Source organism: Stenotrophomonas sp. YJH_SMC_21, assembly GCF_059369555.1.
Map to the genome: position 1 here is coordinate 108,034 of NZ_JCAFSU010000011.1, position 15,607 is coordinate 123,640.

At 66.8% G+C, this 15,607-nt stretch carries 18 protein-coding genes; 13 read left to right on the plus strand and 5 right to left on the minus strand.

Going from position 1 to position 15,607, the window contains the following annotated elements; translation table 11 throughout:
• Positions 1-98: 98 nt before the first annotated feature.
• Positions 99-836 carry a 16S rRNA (uracil(1498)-N(3))-methyltransferase gene (locus AC5P67_RS14770; protein WP_005414248.1) on the minus strand — a complete coding sequence of 246 codons (738 nt, stop codon included), beginning with the start codon at positions 834-836 and terminating at the stop codon, positions 99-101.
• Entirely contained in the window at positions 827-2,218 is a 1,392-nt protein-coding gene (bioA, locus tag AC5P67_RS14775; protein WP_033833434.1) for an adenosylmethionine--8-amino-7-oxononanoate transaminase, read from the minus strand. Before bioA ends, AC5P67_RS14770 begins: the two co-directional genes overlap by 10 nt.
• 77 nt (positions 2,219-2,295) lie before the next feature.
• Here bioA and nudE point away from each other — a divergent pair, with 77 nt between their 5' ends.
• From nudE to AC5P67_RS14825, 10 genes are all read left to right on the plus strand, one after another.
• Positions 2,296-2,859 (plus strand): ADP compounds hydrolase NudE, encoded by a 564-nt coding sequence (gene nudE / locus AC5P67_RS14780; protein ID WP_005414246.1) that lies wholly within the window; start codon positions 2,296-2,298, stop codon positions 2,857-2,859.
• Positions 2,856-3,659, plus strand: a complete 804-nt coding sequence (gene cysQ, locus AC5P67_RS14785) for a 3'(2'),5'-bisphosphate nucleotidase CysQ (protein WP_005410708.1) — start codon at positions 2,856-2,858, stop codon at positions 3,657-3,659. The genes nudE and cysQ overlap by 4 nt, the downstream gene beginning before the upstream one ends.
• 13 nt (positions 3,660-3,672) lie before the next feature.
• The gene (gene mazG, locus AC5P67_RS14790; protein ID WP_099523529.1) at positions 3,673-4,512 is read left to right on the plus strand and encodes a nucleoside triphosphate pyrophosphohydrolase; all 840 of its coding nucleotides are present in this window, start codon (positions 3,673-3,675) and stop codon (positions 4,510-4,512) included.
• Positions 4,509-4,838, plus strand: coding sequence for a YnfA family protein (locus AC5P67_RS14795; RefSeq protein ID WP_061478892.1), 330 nt, complete (start codon positions 4,509-4,511; stop codon positions 4,836-4,838). Before mazG ends, AC5P67_RS14795 begins: the two co-directional genes overlap by 4 nt.
• Before the next feature lie 125 nt (positions 4,839-4,963).
• Positions 4,964-5,266, plus strand: a complete 303-nt coding sequence (locus AC5P67_RS14800; protein ID WP_005410705.1) for an Mpo1-like protein — start codon at positions 4,964-4,966, stop codon at positions 5,264-5,266.
• A gap of 66 nt (positions 5,267-5,332) precedes the next feature.
• The gene (locus AC5P67_RS14805) at positions 5,333-6,292 is read left to right on the plus strand and encodes an SPFH domain-containing protein (protein ID WP_005410704.1); all 960 of its coding nucleotides are present in this window, start codon (positions 5,333-5,335) and stop codon (positions 6,290-6,292) included.
• Between the two features lies 1 nt (position 6,293).
• A complete protein-coding gene (locus tag AC5P67_RS14810) occupies positions 6,294-6,743 on the plus strand; it encodes an NfeD family protein (RefSeq protein WP_043034496.1) in 450 nt (149 codons plus the stop codon).
• A gap of 356 nt (positions 6,744-7,099) precedes the next feature.
• Positions 7,100-8,212, plus strand: a complete 1,113-nt coding sequence (gene gcvT, locus AC5P67_RS14815) for a glycine cleavage system aminomethyltransferase GcvT (RefSeq protein ID WP_049395781.1) — start codon at positions 7,100-7,102, stop codon at positions 8,210-8,212.
• Positions 8,213-8,305: 93 nt separating this feature from the next.
• Positions 8,306-8,701, plus strand: a complete 396-nt coding sequence (gene gcvH, locus AC5P67_RS14820) for a glycine cleavage system protein GcvH (protein ID WP_005410701.1) — start codon at positions 8,306-8,308, stop codon at positions 8,699-8,701.
• 774 nt (positions 8,702-9,475) lie between these two features.
• Positions 9,476-9,982: a hypothetical protein gene (locus AC5P67_RS14825; protein WP_005410700.1), complete on the plus strand. Its 507-nt coding sequence runs from the start codon at positions 9,476-9,478 to the stop codon at positions 9,980-9,982.
• A gap of 118 nt (positions 9,983-10,100) precedes the next feature.
• Here the strand turns inward: AC5P67_RS14825 and AC5P67_RS14830 are convergent, their stop codons facing one another.
• Positions 10,101-10,994 (minus strand): LysR substrate-binding domain-containing protein, encoded by an 894-nt coding sequence (locus AC5P67_RS14830; protein WP_005414244.1) that lies wholly within the window; start codon positions 10,992-10,994, stop codon positions 10,101-10,103.
• 114 nt (positions 10,995-11,108) lie between these two features.
• On the opposite strand from AC5P67_RS14830, the gene AC5P67_RS14835 reads away from it, so the two are divergent.
• Positions 11,109-11,867: an SDR family NAD(P)-dependent oxidoreductase gene (locus AC5P67_RS14835; protein ID WP_111117924.1), complete on the plus strand. Its 759-nt coding sequence runs from the start codon at positions 11,109-11,111 to the stop codon at positions 11,865-11,867.
• Positions 11,868-11,966: 99 nt separating this feature from the next.
• Here the strand turns inward: AC5P67_RS14835 and AC5P67_RS14840 are convergent, their stop codons facing one another.
• Positions 11,967-13,367, minus strand: coding sequence for a serine hydrolase domain-containing protein (locus AC5P67_RS14840; RefSeq protein WP_005410697.1), 1,401 nt, complete (start codon positions 13,365-13,367; stop codon positions 11,967-11,969).
• A gap of 324 nt (positions 13,368-13,691) precedes the next feature.
• On the opposite strand from AC5P67_RS14840, the gene AC5P67_RS14845 reads away from it, so the two are divergent.
• Both AC5P67_RS14845 and AC5P67_RS14850 read left to right on the plus strand, forming a co-directional pair.
• Positions 13,692-14,981: an NTP/NDP exchange transporter gene (locus AC5P67_RS14845; RefSeq protein WP_495214841.1), complete on the plus strand. Its 1,290-nt coding sequence runs from the start codon at positions 13,692-13,694 to the stop codon at positions 14,979-14,981.
• Between the two features lie 42 nt (positions 14,982-15,023).
• Entirely contained in the window at positions 15,024-15,374 is a 351-nt protein-coding gene (locus AC5P67_RS14850) for a DUF1304 domain-containing protein (protein ID WP_012481032.1), read from the plus strand.
• A 130-nt stretch (positions 15,375-15,504) separates the two neighbouring features.
• Here AC5P67_RS14850 and AC5P67_RS14855 read toward each other — a convergent pair.
• The coding region (locus AC5P67_RS14855) for an IS3 family transposase (RefSeq protein WP_495213577.1) at positions 15,505-15,607 on the minus strand (103 nt) is incomplete at its 5' end.

Genomic DNA, 15,607 nt, shown 5'->3' on the forward strand with positions numbered 1-15,607 from the left:
CAATCCGCCGGTCGGGTTCCCGGTAGTGCCGGCCGCTGGCCGGCAACCTCATGATCCCTTGGATGCCGGCCAGCGGCCGGCACTACCACCAATCAACCTTATCCCAGGTCGCCCAACCGCGCCTGCAATGCCGCGATCGCGGCCAGCCCGGCGGTCTCCGTGCGCAGGATGCGCGGCCCCAGCTGCAGGCCCTGGAATCCTGCCGCTGCCAGCTGATCCCGGTCGCGCGGCGACCAGCCGCCTTCCGGGCCGATCGCGATCACGATGCCGCCCGTCGGCGCCGCGTCGAGCGTCGACAGGCGATGGGCACCGTGCGGGTCCAGCGTCAGCCGCAGCGTATCGGCCGGCAGCGTCGCCGCCGCCTGCGCCAATGACACCGGCGAGCCCACCTGCGGAATGCGCGCGCGCCCGGACTGGCCGCAGGCCGAGGTCACCACGTTATTCCAGTGCGCTACGCGCTTCTCCGCGCGCGCGGCATCCAGCTTCACTTCGGTGCGCTCGGCATTCACCGGAACGATGGCGCTCACGCCCAGCTCGGTGGCCTTCTGCAGGATCAGGTCCATCTTCTCGCCTCGGGCAATGCCCTGCAGCAGAGTGATCGCCAGCGGCGATTCGTTGTCCACCGCCTGCACCGCATCGATGCGCACCTGCACCTCGCGCTTGCCGGCGGCAGTCAGCGTGGCGCTGTAGTCGTGGCCATCGCCGTTGAACAGCACGCAGGTATCACCCTCGCGCAGGCGCATCACCCGCACCAGATGGTTGGCCGTCTCTTCCGGCAGGGTCACGGTCTGGCCGCTGTGCAGCGCCAGGTCGATGGGGCAGCGGGTCACGCGCATGCAATCGCCTCGTCAATCGCCGCCAGCGTGGTATGTGCCAGCAGCTCCAGTTGTTCGTCATCCACGCAGTAGGGTGGCATCCAGTACAGCACGTCGCCCAGCGGACGCAGCACCACGCCACGTTTCAGCGCAGCCTTGTAGGCGTGCAGGCCCAGTCGCAGCGCCGGATCGAACGGAGTGCGCTTGTTGCCATCACGCGACAGCTCGAAGGCCACCACCATGCCGGCCTGGCGGACGTCGGCCACGTGCGGATGGTCGCTCAATGGCGCAGCCAGCGCGCCCATCACCGAGGCGATGCCACGGTTGCGGGCGATCACATCGTCGTCGCGGAAGATGTCCAGCGTCGCCAGCGCAGCCGCACAGGCCAGCGGGTTGCCGGTGTAACTGTGCGAATGCAGGAAGGCGCGCTCGCGAGAGTCATCAAGGAAGGCGTCGTACAGCGCCTGCGTGGCCAGCACCGCGGCAAGCGGCAGGAAGCCGCCGGTCAGGCCCTTGGACAGGCACATCAGGTCCGGCATCACCCCGGCCTGCTCGCAGGCGAACAGGGTGCCGGTGCGGCCGAAGCCGGTGGCGATCTCGTCGGCGATCATGAATGCGCCGTGCGCATCACACAGTTCGCGCACCCGCTGCAGGTACACCGGGTCATGCATGCGCATGCCGCCGGCGCACTGCAGGCGCGGCTCCAGGATCACCGCGCAGATCTCGCCGGGATGCTGGTCAAACAGGGTGGCCAGACCATCAGCGGCCTGGCGTGCGCGATCAGCCGCACTCTGGCCCGGCTCGGCCAGGTAGGCATCGGGCGAGGGCGCGAACAGGCCTTCGGCCAGCAGCGGCGCGTAGACGCGGCGGTACAGCGGAATGTCCGCCATCGCCAGCGCTCCAAGGGTCTCGCCGTGGTAGCCGTTCTCCAGCGCGATGAAGCGCGTGCGCCGTGGCTCGCCGCGGTTCTGGAAATACTGGAAGGCCATCTTCAGCGCGACTTCAACGCCGGCCGAGCCGTTGTCGGCGTAGAACACCTTGGCCAGCGGCTCGCGGCCGGGCTGGCGTGGCGCCAGCGCCAGCAGGCGCTCGGCCAGGGTGATCGCCGGCTCATGGCCGAAGCCAGCCAGCATCACCTGTTCCAGCTGCCCGGCCTGCGCCGCGATGGCGCCGCCGATGCGCGGCTCGGCATGGCCGAACAGATTGGTCCACCAGCTGCTGACGGCGTCCAGATAGCGGTTGCCGTCGTGGTCGATCAGCCATGCGCCTTCACCACGGGCGATCGGCACCAGCGGCAGGGTATGTGGGTGCTCACGCATCTGCGTGCACGGATGCCACAGCACCTGCAGGTCGCGTTGCCGCCAGTGCTGGGCCAGCGGGGAGGGGGTTGGGTCTGCTAGCATTTCGGGCTCATGAACATGTTGCTGCCTGCACATTCTATCGGCCCCGGCGCTGGCGCCGGCCGCCGCGGAGATTCCGCATGAACGATGACCGTGCCGGCCGGCGCTTGCCGATCATCCATCGGATCACCGATGAGGAGAACGGCCCCTTCCAGCGCCAGCACCTGGACCTGGAGTTCTCCAACGGTGAACGCCGCCGCTTCGAACGCCTGGTCAGCCGTGGCCATGGTGCGGTGGTGGTGGTGCCGATGCTCGATGACGAGACGGTGCTGCTGGTGCGTGAATACGCCGCCGGCATGCACCGCTATGAACTGGGCCTGGTCAAGGGCCGGATCGACGCCGGCGAAACCCCCGGGGAGGCCGCCGACCGCGAGCTGAAGGAAGAGGCCGGGTACGGTGCACGCCGGGTCGACGTGCTGCGCGCGATGACCCTGGCCCCCACCTACATGAGCCACCAGTCGTGGCTGGTGGTGGCACGCGACCTGTATCCGGAAAAGCTGGCCGGCGACGAGCCGGAAGAACTGGAGGTGGTGCCGTGGAAGCTGGCCGAACTGGACCAGCTGATGCTGCGCGAGGACTTCTCCGAGGGACGCTCGCTGGCGGCGCTGTTCATCGCTCGCCAGTGGCTGCAGGGAACGCGATGATCAAACTGACCACGGACCTGCGCGAGACCGCCATCGCCATCGCCCAGGAAGCCGGACAGGCCATCATGCAGGTGTACGCCGATGGCTTCGAGGTGCAGATCAAGGACGACGACAGCCCGGTCACCGCCGCCGACCTGGCCGCCAACCAGGTCATCGAACTGGGCCTGCGCCAGCTGACCCCGGACCTGCCGATCCTGTCGGAGGAATCGGCGCAGGTGCCTTGGGAGCACCGCCGCCACTGGGGCGCGTACTGGCTGGTGGATCCGCTCGACGGCACCCGCGAGTTCGTCAAGCGCAATGGCGAGTTCAGCGTCAACATCGCCCTGATCTACCAGGGCGCACCGGCTTTCGGCGTGGTGCTGGCGCCGGTCACCGGCATCGTCTGGCACGCCATGCGTGGCGAGCTGGCCTATCGCCGGCAGGGCCTGCACGACACCGTGCTGCGCACCCGCACGCCGGCCACCGCCCCGCTGCGCGTTGCCGCCAGTCGTTCGCACCGCTCGCCGGAAACCGAGGCGCTGCTGGCGCGCATGGGCCGCATCGAGACCATCGCGCAGGGCTCGTCGCTGAAATTCTGCCGGATCGCCGAAGGCGGCCTGGATGTCTACCCTCGGCTGGGCCCGACCTCCGAATGGGATACCGCTGCCGGCCAATGCGTGCTGCATGCCGCCGGCGGCGCCGTGCTGTCGGCCGCGACCGGCAAGCCGTTCCGCTACAACCGCCGCGAAACCCTGTTGAACGGCGATTTCATTGCCCTTGGTGATACCAGCCTGCCATGGCGCGACTGGTTGTCCGACTGACCCTGGAGGCCGCATGAGCGCGCACGACACCCCCACCACCGGCAGCGCCGCCGCCCACGAGCTGGAGCGCCTGCTGGCGATCATGGCGCGCCTGCGCGACCCGCAGGGCGGCTGCCCGTGGGATCTGGAGCAGAACTTCGCAACCATCGCGCCGTACACCATCGAGGAAGCCTACGAGGTGGCCGATGCGATCGACCGTGGCGATCTCGACGATCTCTGTGACGAGCTGGGCGACCTGCTGCTGCAGGTGGTGTTCCATGCGCGCATGGCCGAAGAGCAGGGGGCCTTTGCCTTCGCCGAGGTCGCACGCGCGATCAGCGACAAGATGCAGCGCCGTCACCCGCACGTGTTCGCCGACGTGAGCGTCGACGATGCCGACGGCGTGACGCGCAACTGGGATGCGATCAAGCGTGCCGAGCGTGCCGCCAAGGGCGAGCAGGACACCTCCGCGCTGGCCGGCATTTCGCGCGGGCTGCCGGAATGGCAGCGGGCGGTGAAGTTGCAGTCGCGTGCGGCCAAGGTCGGCTTCGACTGGCCCGGCCCGTTGCCGGTGCTGGACAAGGCGGCCGAGGAACTGCAGGAACTGCGCGAGGAGTTCGAGCGCGGCGATATCGCGGGCAACAAGGCGCGGCTGCAGGAAGAGCTCGGCGACCTGCTGTTCGTCTGCGCCAACCTGGCGCGCCATGCCGACATCGACCTGGGTGCGGCGCTGCGCGGGGCCAACCACAAGTTCGAACGCCGCTTCCGCGCGATGGAAGCGCAGGCCGACGCGCAGGGTGGGGCGCTGGCTGCGATGGACCTGGATGCGCAGGAAGCGCTGTGGCAGCACGCCAAGGCAGCAGAAAAAGCGTGAAGACGCTTGGCCTGTTCCTGCTGACCGCGCTGGCCGAGATCGTCGGCTGTTACCTGCCATGGTTGTGGCTGCGCAAGGGAGGCAGCGTCTGGCTGCTGCTGCCGGCCGCGGCCAGCCTGGCCCTGTTCGCTTGGCTGCTGACTCTGCACCCGACTGCCAGTGGACGGGTCTATGCCGCCTACGGTGGCGTGTACATCGGCACCGCGCTGTTCTGGTTGTGGCTGGTCGACGGCATCCGCCCCAGCCGCTGGGACCTGTTCGGTGCAGCCCTGTGCCTGGCCGGCATGGCGGTGATCATGTTCGGGCCGCGCACCTCATCGGTGTAGAGCCGGGCCATGCGTGGCTGCGCCTCCTTCCGACCGCGCTGGCGCGCGCAAGCCGGGCATGGCTCGGCGCCACAAGGTCAGCGATGGTGCATGATGGCGACGACCCTGGTTCCCGGAGCACGCGCATGTCCCGCTTCGCCAGCTTCCGCGAGTTCTATCCGTTCTACCTCAGCGAGCATCGCCACCCGGTATCGCGCCGGCTGCACTTCATCGGCAGCTGCGGCGTACTGCTGCTGGTCGCGGCAGCGATCCTGCGTGGGCAGCCGGTGCTGCTGCTGGCTGCCCTGTTCTGCGGTTACAGCTTTGCCTGGGTTGGCCATTTCTTTTTCGAGAAGAACCGCCCGGCCACCTTCCAGCACCCGCTGTACTCGTTCATGGGCGACTGGGTGATGTTCGCCGACATCCTGCGCGGGCGCATGCCCTGGTAGCTCCGCTGTGAATGCGGCCTTCACGCGCTATGCTGGGGCCTGGACGTCATAGATAAGGAAAGCAAGATGTTCCCGACCATGTTCTTTACCGTGGTGCTGGCCTTCGTGGCCGTGGTGATCCTGTTCAAGGCGGTACGGATGGTGCCGCAGGGGTACGAATGGACCGTCGAGCGCTTCGGGCGCTACACGCACACCATGACCCCCGGCCTGCACTTCCTGATTCCGATCGTGTACGGGGTCGGGCGCAAGGTGAACATGATGGAGCAGGTGCTGGATGTACCCAGCCAGGAAGTGATCACCAAGGACAACGCCGCCGTGCGCGTGGACGGCGTGGTGTTCTTCCAGGTACTGGATGCCGCCAAGGCTGCCTATGAGGTGGCCAACCTGGAAGTGGCGATGATCGCCCTGGTGCAGACCAACATCCGTACCGTGATCGGTTCGATGGACCTGGATGAATCGCTCAGCCAGCGCGAGGTGATCAATGCCCAGCTGCTGAGCGTGGTCGACCATGCCACCAACCCGTGGGGTGTGAAGGTCAACCGCATCGAGATCCGCGACATCCAGCCGCCGCGCGACCTGCTGGATGCGATGGCGCGGCAGATGAAGGCCGAGCGCGAGAAGCGCGCGCAGATTCTAGAGGCAGAGGGTTCACGCCAGTCGGAGATCCTGCGTGCCGATGGCGAAAAGCAGGCCACCGTGCTGGAGGCCGAAGGCCGTCGCGAAGCTGCATTCCGCGATGCCGAGGCGCGCGAACGCCTGGCCGAGGCCGAAGCAATGGCGACCAAGGTGGTGTCGGCGGCGATTGCCGAGGGCGACGTGCAGGCGATCAACTACTTCGTTGCCCAGAAGTACGTGGAAGCGTTCAAGGAGCTGGCCAGTTCGCCGAACCAGAAGCTGGTGCTGATGCCGATGGAGGCCAGTGGCGTGATCGGTTCGATCGCCGGCGTGGCCGAACTGGCGAAGCAGGCGCTGGCCAGCCAGGACAACAAGGCCGCCGGCAAGCGGCCGCCGCCGCTCGGAGGCTGACATGCGCTGGGAAGTCGTCGGTTGGGGCGCGCTGGCGCTGCTGCTGTTTGCCGCCGAGGCGTTGGCGCCCGGGGCGTTCATGCTGTGGATCGGCATTGGCGCGGCGGCGGTGTTCGTACTGGTTGCGGTGTTCAGCGGCATTCCATTGCTGTGGCAGGTCGTTGCCTTCGTCGTGCTGAGCGTTGTCTCGATCCAGTGCTACCGGCGCTGGGGCAAGGCAAGGGCGCGACCCAGCGATGCACCGTTGCTCAACCGCCGCGCCGAACAACTGGTCGGACGGGTGGTGCCGTTGCAGCAGGGTATCGTTGGTGGGCAGGGCCGGGTCAGCATCGACGACGCGTACTGGCAGGTCAGCGGCCCGGAACTGCAGGCCGGCAGCCTGGTGCGGGTGGTGGCGGTGCAGGGCAGCACGCTGGTGGTCGAGTCTGCCGCAGGTAGAGTCGACTGTTAGTCGACTGGCATGTGTTGGGTCGGGCGGGTTGGGTTCGCGGGACACGCCGTAAACCCCGCTCTGCGGTCCGGCCCAGCCGCTGGCGGCTGCGCGTTCGCGCGCTTGCGAAGCAGTGCTTCGCAAGCAAAGCGCCCCCAGGGATGGGTTCACGGCGTGTCCCGCTCGCCCCATACCGCTCCGGCCAAGCCGTCGACTTCACCGAGCCGATACGCTTTGGCTGTTGCCGTTGCCTGGCCTGTAAAAGGCGCCCGCCGGCCGCAGGCCGGCCAAACACCCCCGCTGCGCTGCGGCGCGACCTGCGGGCGACCGATCTGGGATAATGGGGATTCTTGTTTCCTCTGCTGCCGGACCCGGTCATGACCCAGAAGACGCTGCTCAACGATACTCACCGCGCCCTTGGCGCCAAGATGGTCGATTTCGGGGGTTGGGACATGCCCATCCACTACGGCTCGCAGCTGGACGAGCACCACCTGGTGCGTCGCGAGTCGGGTGTGTTCGACGTCAGCCACATGACCGTGGTCGACCTGCGCGGTGACCAGGTCAGGCCGTTCCTGCGCCGCCTGCTGGCCAACTCGGTCGACAAGCTGAAGGTGCCGGGCAAGGCGCTGTACTCGTGCATGCTGAATCCGCGCGGCGGCGTCATCGACGACCTGATCGTCTACTACCTGGGCGACGATTTCTTCCGCATGGTGGTCAACGCCTCCACCCGCGAAAAGGACCTGGCCTGGCTGCGCGAGCAGGCCGCGCCGTTCGGCGTCAGCGTCGAGCAGCGCCCGGACCTGGCCATCCTGGCCGTGCAGGGCCCGCAGGCGCGCGCGATCGTGATCGGCCTGGCCCGCGAATCCGAGCGCGAGGCGCTGACCAAGCTGGGCCGCTTCGCCGCCCTGCAGGTGCAGTCCGACGACGGCGTCGAGCTGTTCGTCGCCCGTACCGGTTACACCGGCGAAGACGGCTTCGAAATCCTGCTGCCGCAGGACGCGGTGGTCGCGTTCTGGAACCGCCTGCTGGCGGCGGGCGTGAAGCCGGCCGGTCTCGGCGCACGCGACACGTTGCGCCTGGAAGCCGGCATGAACCTGTATGGCCAGGACATGGACGAAGAGATCAGCCCGTACGAAGCGGCGCTGGCCTGGACCGTGTCGCTGGACGAAGGCCGCGACTTCATCGGCCGCGACGTGCTGGAAGCGCAGAAGAACGCAGGCACCGCGCGCCAGATGATCGGCCTGGTGATGGACGAGAAGGGCGTGCTGCGCCACGGCCAGGCAGTGACCACGGCCAGCGGCCAGGGCGAGATCCTGTCCGGCACCTTCTCGCCGACCCTGGCCAAGGGCATCGCTTTTGCCCGCGTGCCCGCCGGTGAACTCGGCGAGGTCACCGTCGACATCCGCGGCCGGCAGGTGCCGGTGCGCGTGGTCAAGTTCCCGTTCGTGCGCGAAGGCCAGGCCCAGCCCGGCGTGCTCGCCGACGCCTGATCCGGACATGCCGGTCGTCACTGACAGCAGTGGCGGCCGGTTGGTTACACTAGCCCCGTTTTTTCCACCCCTGCATATCTCTGGAGCAGTCCCATGAGCGAGATCCCCGGCGACCTCAAGTTCCTCAAGTCCCATGAGTGGGCCCGTGTCGAAGGCAATGGCCGCGTCACCGTCGGTATTTCCGACCATGCCCAGGGCCTGCTGGGTGACCTGGTCTACGTCGAACTGCCGGAAGTCGGCGCCGACGCCAAGGCCGGCGAACAGATCGCCGTCGTCGAGTCGGTGAAGGCCGCCTCGGACGTCTACAGCCCGATCAGCGGCAAGGTTGTCGAGGTCAACTCGGCCCTGTCCGACAAGCCGGAAACCATCAACGAAGATGCCTACGGCGAAGGTTGGATGTTCGTGGTCGAACTGACCAACGCTGAAGAGGTCAACGAGCTGCTGGACCCGGACGCGTACGCCGAAGCCCTGGAGAACGACGACCACTGAGTCGTCGTTTCCGGGTTCTGCAACGGCCACCTTCGGGTGGCCGTTTTTGTTTTGGCGAGTACGTTGGCTCATGACGCAGGGTTTGCTGCGCGCCCTCGACGCGGCATCAGCAGACCCGCGAACGGTACCGAGGGGCGTGCGCAGTTTTGCGCAAATCCGCGTTTCCGCCCCGCGCCGACGCGTCCGGATGTGAAAACTTTTCGCCCCCCGTTGCGGTGCCGTTGTGCTGGCGCTGGTGCCGGCGCCGGCCGGTGCCGGCGTTGCGTGCATGCAGCGGCCGCCAACATGCGTGCATCTGCGCAGAGTGCCTATTTCAAGTGGTTTTTGTTCAACGCTTGCGTTGTTGTTGCTGCAGGCAACGCGCGTGCGTGGTGCTTTGTTGGTCGTCGAGGGCGGAGCGTCGCGACCGTGCAGGCAACACCGCGGATGGCGCGGATGTGAAAATTTTTCGCGGGGGTTGTTGACAGTAAAAAAAACCGTGATTAGGTTTCGCCTCAGCAGACCTTGCCTGCCAAACCGAGTGCGCAGAATCAATCGTCCGATGCGAAGCAGCCCCTTCAAGACCACCGCGACCCAGATGACGGTGGACATGGCCCCGCTTCCCCCGGAGAAATGCAAGGCACCTCCCGTTCCGATGCCCGCTCCGCCGATCGAGGCGGGCATTGCCGCATCCGTAACGGCGCGCTTGACGCGCCGGCGGTCCCCGCACGCAGCATCCGCGGGTTTGATCCACCTGGGCGTTTCAACTCCCTATCACTGACGAGGAGCCATCCCATGGCAACCAAGAAAGCTGCGAAGAAAAAGCCCGCCGCCAAGAAGGCGGTGAAGAAGGTCGCGAAGAAGGCCGCTGCCAAGAAGGCAGTGAAGAAGGTCGCGAAGAAGGCGACCGCCAAGAAGGCAGTGAAGAAGGCTGCGAAGAAGGTCGCCAAGAAGGCCACTGCGAAGAAGGCAGTGAAGAAGGCGGCGAAGAAGGTAGCCAAGAAGTCTCCTGCCAAGAAGACCGCGAAGAAGGCCGTCAAGAAGGTAGCCAAGAAGGCCACCAAGAAGACTGCCAAGAAGGCAACGGCCCGCAAGCCGGCCAAGAAGGTCGCGAAGAAGGCGACTGCCAAGAAGGCCGTCAAGAAGACCGCCAAGAAGGCAGTGAAGAAGACCGCGAAGAAGGCCACCAAGAAGGCTGCCCCGAAGAAGGCAGCGAAGAAGGTTGCCAAGCGCAAGCCGGCCGCCCGCAAGAAGAAGGCCGCCCCGGTCGCTCTGCCGGCAACCCCGGCGCCGCTGATCTAAGTACTCCCGATAGCCGCATCCTGAAACCCCTTCCCTGGCTGCCCAGCGGGGAGGGGGTTTTTTTATGGGGCCATTGGTAGCGTCGAGCCATGCTCGACCGCCTTGCTGACGGTCGACGCTAGCGGTGCGGCGCCGGTGGAAAGCGCTCCACCAGGAAATCGATGAAGCTGCGCAGGCGGGTCGAGGGGTAGCGGTCGTGGGCGTAGACCACGTGCATCGGCCGCCCCGCGTGGCCGTGTTCGGGAAACAGCTGCACCAACCGCCCAGCCTCGACATCCGCGGCCAGAAGCAGTGCCGATTGCAGCACGATGCCCAGCCCATGCAGCGCCGCTGTACGCAGCGCTTCGCCGTTGTTGATCTGCAGCCGACCTGTGGGCACATGGCCGAGCCCGCCAGCATCGGCCTGCAGCCACTGCGCCAGCGCGCTGGGTTCGAAGGACAGGCATTGGTGCCGGGCAAGCGCCAGCAGGTCGGAGGGCGTACCGTGCCGGGCGAGGTATCCGGGCGAGGCGCACATCATCAAGCGATACGGTGCCAATGCACGCGCCACCAGCACGCTGCTGTCGGCCAGCGTGCCGATGCGCAGGGCTGCTTCGAAACCCTCCTCTGCGAGGTCGACCACGCGGTCGGTCAGCACCGCGTCGACACGCACGTCGGGGTAGCGCGCCATGTAATCGGCCAACGCCGGTACCAGCGCATGCGTGCCGAAGATCACCGGCGCGCTGATGCGCAGCGTGCCTGCAGGTGCAAGGTGCTGGTACTGGGCCTGAGCATCGGTTTCCTCCACCAGCCGCAGGATCTCCCGGCAGCGGGCGTAGTAGTCCTCCCCGAACGGCGTCATGTGCTGGCGCCGGGTGGTACGACTGAGCAACTGCATGCCCAGCCGCGCCTCCAACGCACGCAGGTGCTTGCCGGCCATCGTCGGGGAGATGGCCAGTGCTGCCGCCGCAGCGCTGAGGCTGCCCTTGTCCACGATCAGCACGTAGACCTGCATGCTTTCCAGCAGGTTCATCTGACACTCCGGGTGTTGAATGCTGAAACTTTTGCGGAGTTTATCAATCACGGGTGATCAAACAGCCTGCACTGCAGGGGCCGGATCCACCGGCCGTGCTGAAAGGAGAACACGATGGATTTGAATCTTGAGGGACGCACAGCGCTGGTCACCGGGGCGGGCAGTGGCATCGGTGCCGCTGTCGCCAGGCAACTGGCCGCGCAGGGCGTACTTGTTGCCATCTCGTCACGGCGGCAGGCACCGCTGCAGGCGCTGGCGGCAGGGATCGAAGCGGCGGGCGCACCCGCGCCGATCATCCTGCTGGGCGATGTCACTGACGCCGGGGACGTGCGACGCATTGCTGACGCGTCGCTGGCGGCGTTGCAGCGGGTGGACATCCTGGTCAACGCGGCTGGCGGTTCGCGGCCAACGACCGTCGATGCAGCCGACACGATCTGGGAGGAGGCATTGGCGCTGAACTTCTCTGCCGCACGACGGCTGACCCAGGCACTGCTGCCGGCGATGCGGGCGCAGGGATGGGGGCGGGTGATCAACTTCAGCGGTTCGATGGAGCCCCGTTCGGTGAATGCCGCCACCGCGGCGAAAGCAGCGCTGCATCTGTGGAGCAAGGGGCTGTCGTCGGAGGTGGCCGGGCAGGGCATCACGGTGAATGCCATTGCGCCGGGTCGGATCAACAGCCCGCAGATCCTGGACCGCCTGCATCCCACCGAGGAAAGCCGACGCGCGTTCATCGCCAGTAACATCCCGATCGGGCGCTTCGGTGAGCCGGAAGAAGTGGCGCCGCTGGTGGCATTCCTCGCCTCGCCGCTGGCCGGTTACATCACCGGTGCGGTGATTCCGGTGGACGGCGGCATGCACTACTTCGCGCATTAGCCCTCCGTTTGTAGAGTCGAGCGCGGCTCGATTCCACAACAGCCAACAAAAAGGGCGGCCTGCAGGCCGCCCTTCATGCTCACGGTCGCGCCCGCCTGATCAGCGCGGCGACGCCACCGCGCGGTTGCTCGAAGCGCCCTTTCCCTTGCGCTTGTCCTGCTGCGCCGGGCTCGCGCCTTCGGCCATCAGGTTGTCGCTGCCGAAGTCGGTGTCCACATCCAGCCAGCGCTGTGCCGGCAGGCCGAGCGCGGAATCGAGCACGGTCGGCAGCAGGCCGCTGGGCAGGCCGCTCTCGCCATTCCACATGATGGCGATGCCGAGATCGCGTTCGGGGACCAGCGCGACCAGGCCGCGGTAGCCCTGTACGGCACCGGCATGGAACACCACGTCGTGGCCGGCGTAGTCGAAGGTGCGCCAGCCCAGCGCGTAGCCGGCCGAGTGCAGGCGCTCGCGGCGCCAGCCCGAACGCATCTCGCCGGGGGTGTTGATCAGGCTCGAATGCAGGGTAGCCAGCAACGGTGCCGGCAGCACATCGGGGCGATGGCCGGTGTGCGCCAGCAGCCACTGCGCCATGTCGCTGGCGCTGGCGTTGACGCCAGCCGCCGGGGCAACACGGTAGTAGGTCGGCTTCGGTGTCAGCGACACCCAGCCGTTGCGGCTGCGCACGTGCGGGCGCGCCCAGCGCGAGCTGGCCTGGATGCCGGCCAGGCCGAGGCTGGCATCGTTCATGCCCAGCGGCTTGAAGATGCGGCGCTCGACCGACTGCTCGTAGAAGCTGCCGGAGGCGGCATAGACGACGTCGCCGATCAGGCTGAAGGCCACGTTCTGGTAGGCGTAGCAGTCGCCCGGCAGGCACTTCAGGCTGGTGTTGGCCAGCTTCTGGGTCAGCGCGTAGTACTCGGCGTTGCCTTCGATGTCGCGGTCGTAGGCGTTGTAGGGCAGGCCGACGCGGTGGCTGAGCACATCGGCCACGGTCAGGCGGTCGGTGGCTTCGGGCGAGTTGAGGCGGAAGCCCGGCACGTAGTCTGTGACCTTGCTGTCCCAGCGCAGCGTGCCGTCGTTGACCAGCAGTCCGGCCATGGTGCCGGCGAAGGCCTTGGACAGCGAAGCCAGGCGGAACACGGTGTGGGCGTCGACCGGCAGCGGATTGTTGACGTCAGTGACGCCATAGCCGCGCGCGCTGAGGATGCGGCCGCCCTGCACGATGGCCACGGCCATGCCCGGCACGCGCTCGCCATAGGTGAGCTGCTGCGCCATCGATTCGATATTGGCGACGTTGAAGCCTGCGGCGGGCGCCTGCACCTGCGGCACCAGCCCGGTACGGTAGGCCGCCGGCTGGGTGTGGGCAACGGCGGTGGCTGCAGCGGACTCGATGTTGGCCGGCATCGGCGGCAACGGCGGCGGGGTCTGCGCGGTGGTGGACAAGGCAACAGGCATCAACATGCCCAGCAAACCGGTGGCCGCCGAACGGATCGGACGACGCAGGCTGTTCTTTTTCATCGGTGGGACCCGTGCGCGACTGCTGATGGCGATTCTAGCGCCGCTTTTCCTCTGTGCACAAACAAAGCGAAGATGAATGCGCATCTCGTTGAAAAAGTTGGGATTTTGACGCCTCGAAAGCGTGTATCGGAACGTGTCATCCGGACCCGGTCATGACACCGCGTTGCGGCCTTCAAACGGCTACCTGCTGGCGATGTTGCAGTGCATTGGATAACGTACGCGCTTCACCGCCCCGGAGCCTGCCATGCCGCTGTCCAACCGCCGTCATCTGGCGAGGGACGCCGCGTGAGCGCGGTACGAGGGAAAGGCCCGCTGCAGGGGCTGATGGCGGCACTGCGCGAGTCCCCGGCGCTGTGGTGGTCGTTCCTGTACTTCTTCTGCCTCCTCAGCGGCTACTACGTGTTGCGTCCGGTGCGTGAAGCCATGGCCGCCTCGGCGGACCTGGAAACGGTGTTCCCGCCGATGCTGATCGCCTGGTTCGCCAGCCATGACATCGCGCTGAAGGACTTCGTCCTGCAGTTCCTGTTCTCCTGCGTGTTCGTGATCATGCTGGTGCTGCAGCCGGTGTACGGCTGGCTGGTCAGCCGCTTCCCGCGGCGGGTGTTCCTGCCGGCGGTGTATGGCTTCTTCATCGTGACCCTGCTTGGCTTCTACATGATGTTCGACAGCGGCGTGCCTGGCCGCGGCATGGCTTTCTTCTTCTGGATCACCGTCTTCAACCTGTTCGCAGTGGCGGTGTTCTGGAGTTTCATGGCCGATGTCTTCTCCAATGTGCAGGCCCGGGCCTTCTATGGCTACATCGGCGCGGCGGGCACCGTCGGTGCCTTCCTTGGTCCGGTCATCACCAGTGCGCTGGTGCAGCGCGTGGGCATCGCCAACCTGATGCTGGTGTCGGCCGGTTTCCTGGCGATCTGCTTGTTCTGCATCTGGCGCCTGCGGCACTGGGCGAAGCTGCGCGAGCAGGAGCAGCAGTTGGTATCGGGTGAGAAGCCGATGGGCGGCAGCGTGCTGGATGGCCTGAAACTGATCGTGCGCGAGCCGTTGCTGCGCTGGCTGGCGATCATGGTGGTGTTCGGCGTGGGCGTGGGGACGCTGCTCTACAACCAGCAGGCTGCAATCGTGCGCGCGGCGTTCACCGACCCGGCGGCCAGTACCGCGTTCTTCTCGCGCATCGACTTGGCGGTGAACGCGCTGGCGCTGCTGATGCAGGTGGGCCTGACCCGCTGGCTGCTGTCGCGCCACGGCATCGCACCGGCGCTGCTGATTCCCGGTTTCGCGATCCTGATCGGCTTCTCGGTGCTGGCAGCCTCGCCGATGCCGTTGATGGTCGCGGTGGTGCAGGTGATGACCCGCGCCAGCGAATTTGCACTGGCCAAGCCGGCGCGCGAGACCATCTACACGCGCGTGGACCGGCAGTGGCGCTACAAGGCCGGCGCAGCGATCGACACCGTGGTCTACCGCGGTGCGGACCTGAGCTTTGCCTGGGTGCACAAGGGCCTGTCATTGTTCGGCTCGCACGTGGTGTTCATCGGCGGCATGCTGGTGGCCGCGTGCATGACCGCAGCCGCGTTCGGTGTACTGCGCGAAGAAAAGAAACTGCCGCGCGACCGCTGATTTTCCGGGGCCCGATCCCCATCCCTGTCCAAGGAACTGCCCATGTACTGGATCGCACTCACCCTGACGTTGCTCGTCGCCTTGCTGCACGTTTATTTCCTGGTGCTGGAGATGTTCCTGTGGACCCGCCCGCTGGGCCTGAAGACCTTCCGCAACACGCCGGAGAAGGCGGAGACCACGCGGGTGCTGGCGGCCAACCAGGGCCTCTACAACGGCTTCCTGGCGGCGGGCATCGGGGTGGGGCTGGTGATCGGGCAGCCGGTGCTGGTGACGTTCTCGCTGGCCTGCGTGGTGGTGGCAGGGTGCTATGGCGCCTACAGCGTGAGCCGCCGCATTTTCATGATCCAGGCGGTGCCGGCGATCCTGGCGCTGGTGTTTCGCGCGCTGGCGTAGTTTCCAGCCAACGGCGCAGCCCCTCGTGGGTTGGTCGCGGAATGCGGGTCGTGGATCTGGCCGGGCGGATGGGCTGGGCAGGGGACGCCGTAAACCCGTCCCTGAAGTGACCCCCGAGACTTGGACGGGATCAGGCGGCCGATTGGGCCCGCTCCCGGTACTCTACCGGGCTCAGACCTTTCAGTTTCGGTTTGATGCGCTCCTGGTTGTAGTACTGGATGTATTCCACCAGC

Coding starts and splice junctions, on each gene's coding strand:
- AC5P67_RS14770 (WP_005414248.1), bottom strand. CDS start 836: ATGCGCGTGACCCGCTGCCCCATCGACCTGGCGCTGCACAGCGGCCAG.
- bioA (WP_033833434.1), bottom strand. CDS start 2,218: ATGCTAGCAGACCCAACCCCCTCCCCGCTGGCCCAGCACTGGCGGCAA.
- nudE (WP_005414246.1), top strand. CDS start 2,296: ATGAACGATGACCGTGCCGGCCGGCGCTTGCCGATCATCCATCGGATC.
- cysQ (WP_005410708.1), top strand. CDS start 2,856: ATGATCAAACTGACCACGGACCTGCGCGAGACCGCCATCGCCATCGCC.
- mazG (WP_099523529.1), top strand. CDS start 3,673: ATGAGCGCGCACGACACCCCCACCACCGGCAGCGCCGCCGCCCACGAG.
- AC5P67_RS14800 (WP_005410705.1), top strand. CDS start 4,964: ATGTCCCGCTTCGCCAGCTTCCGCGAGTTCTATCCGTTCTACCTCAGC.
- AC5P67_RS14805 (WP_005410704.1), top strand. CDS start 5,333: ATGTTCCCGACCATGTTCTTTACCGTGGTGCTGGCCTTCGTGGCCGTG.
- AC5P67_RS14810 (WP_043034496.1), top strand. CDS start 6,294: ATGCGCTGGGAAGTCGTCGGTTGGGGCGCGCTGGCGCTGCTGCTGTTT.
- gcvT (WP_049395781.1), top strand. CDS start 7,100: ATGACCCAGAAGACGCTGCTCAACGATACTCACCGCGCCCTTGGCGCC.
- gcvH (WP_005410701.1), top strand. CDS start 8,306: ATGAGCGAGATCCCCGGCGACCTCAAGTTCCTCAAGTCCCATGAGTGG.
- AC5P67_RS14825 (WP_005410700.1), top strand. CDS start 9,476: ATGGCAACCAAGAAAGCTGCGAAGAAAAAGCCCGCCGCCAAGAAGGCG.
- AC5P67_RS14830 (WP_005414244.1), bottom strand. CDS start 10,994: ATGAACCTGCTGGAAAGCATGCAGGTCTACGTGCTGATCGTGGACAAG.
- AC5P67_RS14835 (WP_111117924.1), top strand. CDS start 11,109: ATGGATTTGAATCTTGAGGGACGCACAGCGCTGGTCACCGGGGCGGGC.
- AC5P67_RS14840 (WP_005410697.1), bottom strand. CDS start 13,367: ATGAAAAAGAACAGCCTGCGTCGTCCGATCCGTTCGGCGGCCACCGGT.
- AC5P67_RS14845 (WP_495214841.1), top strand. CDS start 13,692: ATGGCGGCACTGCGCGAGTCCCCGGCGCTGTGGTGGTCGTTCCTGTAC.
- AC5P67_RS14850 (WP_012481032.1), top strand. CDS start 15,024: ATGTACTGGATCGCACTCACCCTGACGTTGCTCGTCGCCTTGCTGCAC.